An 11,989-nucleotide genomic window follows, 5' to 3' on the forward strand; every position below is an offset into this window, starting at 1 on the left:
GAATGGCAGACAACAACGATATCATACTGGAACTGAAAAACGTTACCTCGGCCTACGGCAAGATCGCCGCGCTCAAGGGCATCTCCCTTTACGTGCGCAAGGGCGAGATCGTCTCCATCATCGGGGCCAACGGCGCGGGCAAGTCCACCACGCTCATGACCATCTGCAACATCGTGCGCGCCACCGGGGGAGACATCCTGTACCGGGGCGAGCGCATCAACGACGTCAATTCCGATCATCTGCCCGGCATGGGCCTGTGTCAGGTGCCCGAGGGCCGCAGGATCTTTCCGCGCCTGAGCGTGACCGAGAATCTGGAAATGGGCGCGTTTTTCCGGCGCGACGCCTCGGCCATTGCCGAGGACATGGAGCGGGTCTACGACTTTTTTCCCAAGTTGCGCGAACGTCGACGCCAGCTGGGCGGCACCCTTTCCGGGGGAGAGCAGCAGATGCTGGCCATCGGCCGCGCCATCATGAGCCGTCCCAAATTGCTGCTGTTGGACGAGCCGTCCATGGGCCTTGCCCCGCTCATCGTGCAGCAGATTTTCCGCATCATTGAGGAAATCAACAGTCAGGGCGTGACCGTGCTTCTCGTGGAGCAGAATGCGAACCTCGCATTGCAGGCGGCCAGCCGCGGCTATGTGCTGGAAACAGGCTCCGTGGTCATGGAAGACGAGGCCGATGCCCTGTTGCACAACGAGGATATCCGCAAGGCCTACCTCGGCGAATGATTGCTTCGTGCATTTCGGATTACAGGGCCCGGTCTCATATGAGATCGGGCCTTTTTCTAATGGCGGTTTTTTTTCGGAAGGGTATGCTTTCAATAAACCCGAGGTGATTGAGCCATGCGTTGCCTGACGGAAATGAATGCGACGGACAGGGAGCGGCTGGAACGAAGAGTGCGCGAACATGCCGAAAAGCATGAGGGTTTTGCGCGCATCATGTCCTGTTCCGTGGCTGTTTTCGACACCTATGTGTCGGCCATTCGTGATATCTGCGTGCGCATCGAGGCCGAAGGGCATGCGGCACAGCGGGATTATTCCGGGCTGGATTCTCTGGCCGCCCGGCTGGTTTCGCGCTGCCTGACCCAGGGCGGCTCCCTGCAATTCACATTGCTTCTTGTGCAGTGTTTTCGCGAGGCGTTTCTCGATCATCTGGAACTGTATGCGGCATCGGACCATGTGTCTGAACAATGCCCGGGCCTGATTCGAGAACTGCATGACGTTCTTGAGCGGTCAATAGTCCGGGAGTGGGAGAACCTCGAGCAGGCGTCCCGCCTGGCGCGGGATCATGACAACCCCGCGGCCGCGGCTGTCTTCTGGCAACTTCCCGAGCCTGTGCTGCTGCATTCTCGCGGTGGCGACATCATGGACGCCAACCCTGCTGCCTGTCTGTTTTTCGGGATTCCCGTGGAGCGGATCCGGACCTTGCGGCTGCAGGATATGGAAGCTCCGGCCGCTGCGGGCGGGCGAGGGCGAAAGCAGGCCATACCCGGTCCCGGAGAGGTGCAGTCCTATCGGACCGTGTTTACCGGAGTCCGCGGCAGGCGCGTCACGTGCGAGGTGCTGTGCCGTCAGGCCAATCTGGACGAATCCGTATTCTACATCAGCACGCTGCGCGACATCACGGACATGCGCAAACAGGAAAAACGGCTGCGGGACGCCGGGCGCGTCATGGAGATGCGCATGGACAAGAATGTGCAGCGCCTGCGTGAAATCAACGCCCGCTTCCAGGCCGTGCTCGACAACAGCCCCATGGCCCTGTTCATCGTCGATATGGATGGCAGGCATCTGGTGGCCAACGCCGCATGGTGTTCCATGCTGGGTAAAAAGCAGGACGCGGTGTTGGACAGTCATATGTCCGAGGTACTGCCGCCGGACAGCGCAAAGGCAATGCAGGACGTTCTGGCGATGGCCGAACGGAAGCAGGATGCCGTGGGTCTGGATGCCCGTCTGGAGGTAGGCGAAAAGGAAGTGCGTATTTCCGGAACCCTGTTTCCCTTGCCGGACGAGAACGGCGCCATGACGGCCTGTTGCGGTATGGCCATGGACGTGACCAGAAGCCAACGTGCCGAGGAACGCGGGCGCGCGCTGGCACGGCAGAACGCACTGATCCTCAACTCCGCGGGGGAAGGCATTTTCGGCATGGACAGTGAACGCAGGGTGACCTTTGCGAATCCTGCAGCGGCGGAAATGCTGGGCTGGGAGGTTGCCGAGATCATCGGTTCGGATGCCCATGCACTGCTTCTCCATTCGGACGAAGAGGGGCTGCCGCGTCCGATCCTGCGGTGTCCCATATGCCGTGTTCTGGAAACGGCGCGCCCGAGCAGGGGAGAGAGCATCCTGTGGTGCAAGAACGGCGTTGCCATTCCCGTGACCTATACGGCCGTACCCCTGCGCAGCGGAGTCGATGTGGAGGGCGTTGTTGTGACCTTCAGCGACATCAGCGAACACAAGCGCATCGAACACGAGTTGATCATGGCCAAGGAACGGGCCGAACTGGGCAGTCAGGCCAAAACACAGTTTCTCGCCAACATGAGCCACGAGTTGCGCACCCCGCTCAATGGCATTCTCGGTCTTGTGCAGCTCATGTTGGAAACCGAGCGCAACAAGAACAAGCGCGAATACCTGACAATGGTTCGCGAAGCCTCGAACCGGCTGCTGGGGCTGGTGCGCAATCTTCTGGATCTTTCCAATATCAAGTCCGGGCGCATTGAGCGGACAGACACACGCTTTGCCCTGCGCCAGAGCCTGTCCACGTTGGTGGAAACCATTTCCGTGCAGGCCAAGCTGAAGTCGTTGGAATTTGTCAGTTTCATCGATGAATCCCTGCCCGAGCAATGGTACGGGGACATCGTGCACATCAAGCAGGCGTTGAATAACCTGCTCAAAAACGCCATTCAGTATACGCCGTCGGGACGCGTCATGCTCGATATACGCGAACAGCCCGGGGGTGTGGACGGGGTGCGGATGGTGCGCTTCACGGTGACGGATACGGGCACGGGCATTCCCGAGGACATGCAGGAAAGGATTTTCGACAGCTTTGCCCTGGGTGAGGATTACCTGACCAAAAAGTATAGCGGTTCCGGGGTGGGGCTGAGCATTGCCCGCAAGCTGGTGGACCTGCTTGGCGGCGAGCTGAACATGAACAGCAAGCCCGGTGCGGGCAGCGTGTTCTCCTTCACGGCCGCGCTGACCCCGGCGCATAGGGAGGAGGATTTACCGACGCCTTCCGGACTGCGTATCCTGTATGCCGAGGACGAGTTCACCAACCAGCGCATGGTGCAGGGGGTTCTTTCACGGGCCGGGCATGAGGTGGTGCTGGCCTCGGACGGGGCCGAAGCCCTGAAGACGTTGTCCCAGTCCGAATTCGACCTGGTGCTCATGGACATCCAGATGCCGGTGCTGGACGGGTTGGAAACCACCCGTCGCATCCGCAAGGATATGAAGCTGGACCTGCCGGTCATCGCCCTGACCGCCTTTGCCGGGGAGGACGACCTGAACCGGTTCGAGGCCGTGGGCATGAGCGGGTTGCTGCACAAGCCTTTCGAGTTGAGCGAGTTGCTCAAGACCCTTGAGGATCATGCCGGAGCCGCCGCATGAAAGAAAGCGGGCCGCCCGGATTTCCGGGCGGCCCGCCTTTGTTCAGATCCTGTTCCCTTTTCAGAACTTTTCAAAGTCGTCGTCCGAACCGGACATGTCCAGCGCCAGCCCGCTGTCTGCGGGCGCCGCGGTCTTTCCGGCCACAGGCTTGGGAGGCGTCTTCTGCACCGTCTGCCTGCGGGGTGCGGATTGCACCTTGGGGGCGCGGGGCGCGGTGCCACGCGAACCGTCGATCTTGAAGAAGGAGATCGTCTGCTGCAACTGGCTGGCCTGACCTGCCAGGTCCGTGGACGTGGAGGCCATTTCCTCGGAGGCCGAGGCATTCTGCTGCACCACGTTGTCCAGTTGCTGGAGCGCCTTGTTGATCTGCTCGGCCCCGGTATTCTGCTCGTTGGATGCTTCTGATATTTCCTGAATCAGTTCGGCGGTGCGCTTGATGTCCGGCACGATGTCCGCGAGCATGGTGCCCGCCTTTTCCGCGACCTCCACGCTGGAGGAGGACAGTTCGCTGATTTCGGCGGCCGCGTTGCCCGAGCGTTCGGCCAGCTTGCGCACTTCCGCGGCAACCACGGCGAATCCCTTGCCGTGTTCGCCTGCCCGCGCCGCCTCGATGGCCGCGTTCAGGGCCAGCAGGTTGGTCTGCCGCGCGATTTCCTCGATGATGGAAATCTTTTCCGCAATCTGCTTCATGGCCGTCACTGTCTGGGCCACGGCTGCACCGCCTTCCTCGGTGCTTATGGATGTCTTGTCTGCCAGGGCCTCGGTGTCGTGGGCGTTCTTGGCGTTCTGGCTGATGTTGGAGGCCATTTCTTCCATGGAGGAGGAGACCTCTTCAAGCGAAGCTGCCTGCTGGGTGGCTCCCTGTGCCAGCGATTCGGACGTGGCCGAGAGTTCTTCGCTGCCTGCGGCCACCTTCGAGCTGCCGTCCACCACCTGCTGCACAACGTCCACCAGCTTTTCGGCCATGGCGTTCAGGGCGTTGACCATGGTGCCGATTTCGTCCTTGCGCCGGATGTCCACCCGCTGGGTGTAGTCACCCTTGGCCGCGAGGTTCATGAATCGCACGATGATCCGGATGGGCCTGACGAGCGCCCGCTCCACATAGAGCCAGATGCCCGCGATGACCACGGCCAGACAGAGGACGATGGCGATGGAGAAGGCCCAGAGGTTTTCGTAGACCGGGGCCATTACCTCGGATCGTTCCATGAGGCCGATGATCTTCCAGCCGAGTTTCGGGGAGGTGTAGACCACGCCGAGCATGTCCGTATCGTTCAGGGTCACGTCTGCGTCTCCGTTGCCCAGGGAAACGAGTTTGGAATAGGCAGGGGCAAGCTCGGAGGCGTTCTTGAAGTTGTTGTCCGGCATTTTGGGGTCGGCCAGGACCACGCCGTCGTCCTGCACCAGCAATACGTAGCCGGTTTGACCCAGTTTGATGTTTTCGGTGATGTTGGTGAGGTTCTTGAGCGAAATGTCAACGCCCACCACGCCGATGGTTTCGCCGCCGCGCAGAATGGGGTGCGTGACGCTGGCCACGGCCTCGCCCGTGGTGGACATGTAGGCCTTGGACATGGAGGGTCTGTTGCCCTCGCGGATGGCCGTGGTGTACCAGGGGCGTTTGCGCGGGTCGTAGCCCGCGGGCATGTTGGTGCTGTCGCCCGAAGTCACGAAAGCGCCTTCCTTGCTGCCGATGAAGACTTCGACATAACTCGGGTGGGTGGCCTGTGTCAGTTTGAACAGGCTGACCACCTGCTTCCCGGCTTCATCCGTGGGCAGGGCCTTTGCCAACTGTTTTGTGGTGGTGTCGACAAACATCGTGGTAATGTCGTCGGCCCGCAGGACTCTCGGCTCCCTGGCAAGCATGGTGGCGTTCATCTTGGCTTCATCAAGGAAAATGTTGATGGCCGTATCCACCTGCGCCAACTGGGAAGCCATGGATTCGCTTTTGGCTGTGAATGAGTCGTTGTAGGTGTTTACGGAAACGATCGAAAACAATACCAGCCCGGTGACCACGAGAGCCGCCGAAAATCCGGTGATGATTTTGGCTTTGAGGTTCATGTGCATAGCTCCCCCTCTGCTGCAGATGATGGTTGTTGTCAGAATTTCAGAGTAACGAAAAGGAAAGAAAGGGCCATTATTAAATGGGCACCCCTCGTTTTTGCCGCTGTTGCAACCGTGCCCGGATGCGGGTAATACCCACACGCATGGCACGCATGACATTCACCGACACAGAGGAAAGGATCCTGGCTCTGGCGGGCGGCGACATTCCCGACCATCCCGAGCCGTTCAAGGTCATTGCCGAACAGGCCGGCGCCACCGAGGAGCAGGTGCTGGAGCTTTTGGCCCGGTTGCGCGACAAGGGTGTGATCCGCCGGTTCGGCGCCACCCTGCGGCACCAGAAGGCGGGCTACGGCCACAACGCCATGGTGGCGTGGCGCGTACCGGACGAGCGCGTGGATGAGCTGGGCGAACTGTTTGCGCAGCGCCCGGAGATCAGCCATTGCTACGTGCGCCGGACCTACCCGGACTGGACCTACAATTTCTACACCATGATCCATGGCGAGCGGCCCGGCCATTGTGCCGAGATCGTGGCCGAGCTTGAAGAACAGTCCGGCATTGCGGACCACTGCACGCTGAACAGCATCAGGGAACTCAAAAAGACCTCCATGGTCTATTTCAAATAGGAGCGCATAGTTATGGATTCCAAGACATTGTACGCCCGGGCGCAGCAGCTCATGCCCGGCGGCGTGAACAGCCCCCTGCGTGCCTGCCGGTACGTGAACAGCGAACCCGTATTCATCGACCGGGCAGCGGGCGCCTATCTCTGGGATGTGGAAGGCAGGCAGTACATCGATTACGTGCTCAGCTGGGGTCCCATGCTCCTCGGGCATTGCGACCCGGAAGTGGCCGAGGCCGTGTATGTGGCCGTGAACAAGGGCACCAGCTACGGCGCGCCCTGCGAAGGCGAGGTTTCCTTGGCCGAAGAAATCACGAAGCTCATTCCCTCCATGGAGATGATGCGCATGGTTTCCTCGGGCACCGAGGCCACCATGTCCGCCCTGCGTCTGGCGCGCGGCTACACCGGCCGCGACAAGGTGGTCAAATTCATCGGCAACTACCACGGCCACAACGACGCCTTTCTCGCGGCCGCCGGTTCCGCGGCACAGGCCGTGCCCGGCACGCCCGGCGTTCCCGACGACATCGTCAAGCACACGCTGCTGGCCCACTACAACGACCTTGAAGCGGTCAAGGCCCATTTCAAAGAGAGCGGCGACGAGATCGCCTGCGTGATCGTGGAGCCCGCGGCCGGCAACATGGGACTGGTGCTGCCCGAAGACGGATTTTTGCAGGGCTTGCGCGACCTGTGCACCAAACACGGCGCATTGCTGATTTTCGACGAGGTCATCACCGGCTTTCGCGTCAGCCTCGGCGGGGCGCAGCAGCGGTACGGCATCACCCCGGACCTGACCACGCTGGGCAAGATCATCGGCGGCGGTTTCCCTGTGGGCTGTTATGGCGGTAAAAAGGAAATCATGGAGCACATGGCTCCGTGCGGCGGCGTTTTCCAGGCGGGCACGCTTTCGGGCAACCCCGTTGCCATGGCTGCCGGACTGGCAACCCTCAAGGTTCTGCAAAAGCGCGATTACGATGCGCTGGAAGCGCGGACCCGCGAGTTCGCCACCGCGTTGACCGGCATTCTCAAGGACAAGGGGCAGGCCGTGACCCTGAACCACATTGCCTCGGCCTTCACCATCTATTTCTCGGAAGTCCCGGTGACCAACATGGCGGAATCATCGGCCTGCAACGGTGACCTGTACGCCACGTTCTGGAAGCAGATGCAGGCGCAGGGCATCAACCTCGCCCCGGCCGGATTCGAATGCGCGTTCACATCCTTTGTCCATACGGACGAAGATCTGGAAAAGACGCTGGAAGCGGCCAGAAACGTCACGTTCTGATGCGCGTGGACAGTCGGTCATATTGCCGGAAACAGGGCCGACCGGATTCCCGGTCGGCTTTTTTTGTGAGGAATTCATGGGAAACATTGCATACCGGGAAGTCGGCAAATCCGAACTGGATGTGATTCAACCTCTTTGGGAAAGTCTCAACGCCATGCACGAGACCTGTTCGCCGTATTTTGCGGATCGTTTCAAGCGGTATTCTTTTGCCGAACGCAAGCGCGAATTGCTTGACCATGCTCATGGCGGCAGTCTGCTGATGCTCGTGGCTCGTGATATGAAGCAGGATAGCGACATAGGGTATTGCGTGAGCACGTTTCTGGGGAGCACCGGGAAGATCGACTCCCTGTTCGTGGATGGACGTTGCCGGGGGTGCGGCATCGGCCATGAACTGATGGTTCGCAGTTTGGAGTGGTTGAACGGGCGGGGTGCAAAAGATATTGTCGTGGATGTCGTGGCAGGCAACGAGTCTGCGTGGAATTTTTATGCGCGTTACGGATTTGCCCCGCATCGAACCTGCCTGTTGCACCGGGGCAGCGATGGGTGCGGAAAATCGGAACAGGAGAGAACAAGGCCGTGAATTACCGCGCGCTGTATGTCTTGAGCCGTTCGGCCCTTGACCTTTCCCGAGCCCTTGGCCGGGAACTGGGCGCGGACGTGTTTGCCCCGTCCCGATTTGCGGAATCGGGCATGACCGGCTTCGATTCCCTGCCCGAGCAGGTAGGGCGCAATTTCACGAGATATTCCGGGCATGTGTTCATTGCCGCGGCCGGGATTGCGGTGCGGGCCATTGCCCCGCATCTGCGCTCCAAGGGCGTGGACCCGGCCGTGGTGGCCATGGACCCGCAGGGGGCCAACGTGATCAGCCTGCTGTCCGGGCATCTGGGCGGAGCCAACGAACTGGCCCGGCAATGCGCGGCCATTACCGGCGGGCGGGCAATCATCACTACGGCCACGGACTGCGCGGGCGTACCCTCGCTGGACATGCTGGCTCAGGAGCGCGGCCTGCACATCGGCGACCCGGACGCAATCAAGGACGTCAACGCGGCCCTGCTGGAAGGGCGGACCGTGCAGGTGTTTGATCCGTTGGGTTGTTTGGGACCGCTGGACCCGGAAGCGTTTGTCCTGCTGGATACGCCGGACCTGTGGCGGGAAGGCGAGCCCGGCGTGCGCGTGCACTGGACCGTTTCACCCAAACGTCCCGGTCTGGTGCGTCTGTATGCTCCGGTCTTGTGCGTGGGCATGGGATGCCGGCGCGGCACCCCGGTCAGCGAAATTCGCGAATTCGTGGAGCGCGTGCTTACGGAAAACGGGCTGGCCGTGGAAAGCGTGGCGGCCGCCGGGACCGCAGACATCAAGAAAGACGAGGCCGGACTGCTGCTGGCAGCACAGGAACTGGGACTGCCGCTTACATTTTTTGACGCCGACACCCTGAAAACCGTGGACGCGCCCAACCCCTCGGCCATGGTCGAGAGCCATGTGGGAACTCCGGGCGTGAGCGAGGCCGCGGCCCTGCTCCTGTGCGAAAGGGGCGAGTTGCTGGTTGCCAAACAGAAAACATCAAGGGTCACGGTAGCCGTGGCCGGGAGAACCAAATGCTCACAGCCGTAAGTCTTGGTCCGGGTCATGAGAGCCTGTTGACCCCGGCGGCGCGCGTTGCGCTGGAAAACGCAGAAGTCATTGTCGGTTACAAGGGATATATGGATTTGGTGCCGCCCGAACTGTTGCAGGGGAAAGAAATATTTTCCACGGGCATGATGGGCGAGGTGGAGCGCGTGAACCACGCTGTGGACTGCGCGGAGCAGGGGCGGCGAACCGCCGTTGTCTGCAGCGGAGACGCGGGCATTTATGCCATGGCCGGGCTGATGCTGGAGGCTTTGGAAGCGCGCGGCCTGCTGGATTCCGTGCCCTTTGAAGTCGTCCCGGGCGTTCCGGCCTTCAACGCGGCTGCGGCCCTGCTGGGCGCGCCGCTCATGCATGATTTCTGTTCCATCAGCCTCAGCGACCTGCTGACTCCGTGGGAACTGATCCGCAAACGGGTGCGCCTTGCGGCCGAGGGCGATTTCGTGATCTGCCTGTACAATCCGCGTTCCAAGCGGCGCAGCGATCATCTGGCCGAGGCCTTGGACCTGATCGCGGAGCACCGCGACCCGCAGACGCCCGTAGGTATCGTCAACCGCGCATGGCGCGAAGGACAGAAGGTGCACACCTGTGCGCTGGAGCATGTGGACTCCGGGCTGGTGGACATGCAGACCATGGTGCTGGTGGGCAACTCCGCCACTCGGCGGGTCGGCGGCTTTCTGCTCACCCCGAGGGGGTACCACACCAAGTATGAAGTTGGTTCAAGCTTGTGATTACTGGAACTATTTTCTTGCACAATCCCCATTTTTTCAGTTAAAAACTATGTGCTATCAGGCGGGTGCCGGCTTGACACTGCCGAATATGTAATTTATCCCGCAGGGTAGAGAGTGTGACGTATATCCAATGCAACAGGAGGAACGAGGAGAATGAAAAAAGCTCTTTTGACCAGCCTCGTGGTTGCGGCTCTGGTCTGCGCGTTTGCGCTGCCCAACCTGTCCGCCGCCACCAAGGCTCCTGCCGACATGGTGCTCAAGGCACCCGAAGGCATGAAGATGAAGAAGACCCCGGTCGCTTTCCCGCACGGAAAGCATGAGGCTCTGCTCAAGGACTGTAAGGTGTGTCATCACACCTACGAAGGCTCCGGCGACGTGAAGGGCTGCTCTTCCGCCGGCTGTCACGACCAGGCCAGCAAGAAGGAAAAGATGTCCTTCTACAAGGCTTTCCATGACAAGAAGAGCAAGGTTTCCTGCTTGGGCTGTCACAAGGCTGAAAAGAAGGGACCCAAGTCCTGCAAGGACTGCCATCCCAAGAAGTAGCCGCTTAGGATACGTCAGGGGGGCTGCAATGCGGCCCCCTTTTTTTCCCTTTGTCACATTCTTCCACGGAGGTGGAGAGCATGACCCCGGTTCCCCCGTCTGATTCTCCTGAAGACATCCTCGAAATGACCGACTTGGCGGACGAGTCCGGCTCCAAGGGAGCGGACGACGATGCCATTGACGCGGACTTTGAGCAGGAGCTTGAAGACCTTTTTTCCGAGGAGCTGGACGACGGTCACGGCAGCGATGCCGAGGATGCCGACCCCGTGCTGCTCGACGAAGTTGTGGAAGAAGCTGCCGAAGCCGCCGCCGATGACGGGGCGGACAACGCCGTCCCTCAGGACGATGGTGCCGAAGCCCTGGAGCTGACGGACATTGTCGAAGACGGGGGCGATGACGATGCCGGAGCGCTGTTGCTGGACGACGTGGTGGATGAAGAAACCCTTGAACTGACCGATGTCGTGGATGAGGGCGATGATGCTCTTGTTCCTGATGACGTTGCTTCGGACGATGACGGCGACGATGACGCGCTTGTTCTCGACGATGTGCTGGAAGAACCCGTGGCCGAGGTGCCCGAGGACGTTGCCGCATCCGAAACGGACGAGCCGCTGATCCTTGACGATGTGGCGGAGCCCCAGGCCGAGCCCGAAGCCACTTCGGACCCCGAACAGAATATTTCCGATGCGTCCGGCGAAACGGACGGAATCGATTTGGATGACATCGACGTGGACGCGTTGCTGGCCGAAAGTCAGGACGAGGATTTGGCCGTTTCCGACGAGGACGTGGCCGAGCTCGACGCGTTGCTGGATGACATCGACGAAGGGGACGCGGAATCCCCGGCGGATGAAGAACCCGCCATTGAACTCGACGAGTTGCTGGATGAAGGCCTTGCCGAGACCCCGGCCGAGGATGCGGTGCCCGAAGAGTCGGTGGAAGAACCTGAAACGGAAGCCGAGGCCGTGGCCGCTGACGAATCGGCCGATGACGAAACCGCCGATCCGCTTGAGGCGTTCGTGCAGGATGCCGTGGAAGAAGGTGAGCCGGATGCAGACACGGAGTTCGGTGCCGATGGATTGGCCGACATTCCGGAAGAGTCGGAGGACGATGACATGGACGCCTTGCTGGCGGACGTGGATGTGGATGTTTCCGATATCATAACCGGCGATGAAACGGAGATTGCCGACGATGCGGCCGTGTTGCTGGATGAGGATGACCTCGATCTTGACGCGGGCATGGACGTTTCCGACGACGTGGACATGGACGCCCTGCTGGGCGATGTGCAGTCCGAGGATGGCGGTTTGAACGATCTGGTTTCACGCATGGATGCGCTGGAAGATCGCTTTGCTTCCCTTGCCGGCGAACCGGATGTGCAGACCGACCTGGAGAAGCGGATCGAAGCCATGGAAGCCCGGATGGACGAGGTGGAAGACCTTGTTCGGCGCGAGGTGGAACGGCTGGTACCTGCCGAGGCCGCGCGCATAATCCGCGAGGAAATTGCGGCTCTTGCCCGGGAACTGGATTCCTGATCGTCTTGATTTCA

Annotated in this window: 10 protein-coding genes; 9 read left to right on the forward strand and 1 reads right to left on the reverse strand. The window is 60.7% G+C overall.

Annotation, left to right across the window (positions count from 1 at the left end; translation table 11 throughout):
- Positions 1–2: 2 nt before the first annotated feature.
- Together F8A88_RS00305 and F8A88_RS00310 are read left to right on the forward strand one after the other, a co-directional pair.
- Positions 3–728, forward strand: coding sequence for an ABC transporter ATP-binding protein (locus F8A88_RS00305; protein ID WP_151148948.1), 726 nt, complete (start codon positions 3–5; stop codon positions 726–728).
- Between the two features lie 114 nt (positions 729–842).
- Positions 843–3,599 (forward strand): PAS domain-containing hybrid sensor histidine kinase/response regulator, encoded by a 2,757-nt coding sequence (locus tag F8A88_RS00310; RefSeq protein ID WP_151148949.1) that lies wholly within the window; start codon positions 843–845, stop codon positions 3,597–3,599.
- Positions 3,600–3,659: 60 nt separating this feature from the next.
- On the opposite strand, the gene F8A88_RS15935 is transcribed toward F8A88_RS00310, so the two are convergent.
- On the reverse strand, positions 3,660–5,654 hold the full coding sequence (locus F8A88_RS15935) for a methyl-accepting chemotaxis protein (RefSeq protein ID WP_241667291.1): 1,995 nt from the start codon (positions 5,652–5,654) through the stop codon (positions 3,660–3,662).
- Between the two features lie 146 nt (positions 5,655–5,800).
- Between F8A88_RS15935 and ahbB the strand changes: the two genes are divergently transcribed.
- From ahbB to F8A88_RS00350, 7 genes are all read left to right on the forward strand, one after another.
- Positions 5,801–6,280, forward strand: a complete 480-nt coding sequence (gene ahbB, locus F8A88_RS00320; protein ID WP_151148950.1) for a siroheme decarboxylase subunit beta — start codon at positions 5,801–5,803, stop codon at positions 6,278–6,280.
- A gap of 6 nt (positions 6,281–6,286) precedes the next feature.
- Positions 6,287–7,552, forward strand: coding sequence for a glutamate-1-semialdehyde 2,1-aminomutase (gene hemL / locus F8A88_RS00325; protein ID WP_421958085.1), 1,266 nt, complete (start codon positions 6,287–6,289; stop codon positions 7,550–7,552).
- Between the two features lie 76 nt (positions 7,553–7,628).
- Entirely contained in the window at positions 7,629–8,132 is a 504-nt protein-coding gene (locus tag F8A88_RS00330; protein WP_151148952.1) for a GNAT family N-acetyltransferase, read from the forward strand.
- A complete protein-coding gene (locus F8A88_RS00335; protein ID WP_241667292.1) occupies positions 8,129–9,163 on the forward strand; it encodes a cobalt-precorrin 5A hydrolase in 1,035 nt (344 codons plus the stop codon). Before F8A88_RS00330 ends, F8A88_RS00335 begins: the two co-directional genes overlap by 4 nt.
- Positions 9,148–9,906, forward strand: coding sequence for a precorrin-3B C(17)-methyltransferase (gene cobJ / locus F8A88_RS00340; RefSeq protein WP_151148953.1), 759 nt, complete (start codon positions 9,148–9,150; stop codon positions 9,904–9,906). The genes F8A88_RS00335 and cobJ overlap by 16 nt, the downstream gene beginning before the upstream one ends.
- Positions 9,907–10,059: 153 nt before the next feature.
- Entirely contained in the window at positions 10,060–10,449 is a 390-nt protein-coding gene (locus F8A88_RS00345; RefSeq protein ID WP_151148954.1) for a cytochrome c3 family protein, read from the forward strand.
- Between the two features lie 80 nt (positions 10,450–10,529).
- Positions 10,530–11,975: a midas domain-containing protein gene (locus F8A88_RS00350; protein ID WP_151148955.1), complete on the forward strand. Its 1,446-nt coding sequence runs from the start codon at positions 10,530–10,532 to the stop codon at positions 11,973–11,975.
- The last annotated feature ends 14 nt before the right edge of the window (positions 11,976–11,989 follow it).

The sequence above is a fragment of the Pseudodesulfovibrio senegalensis genome, from assembly GCF_008830225.1.
Classification (GTDB): Bacteria; Desulfobacterota; Desulfovibrionia; order Desulfovibrionales; family Desulfovibrionaceae; genus Pseudodesulfovibrio; species Pseudodesulfovibrio senegalensis.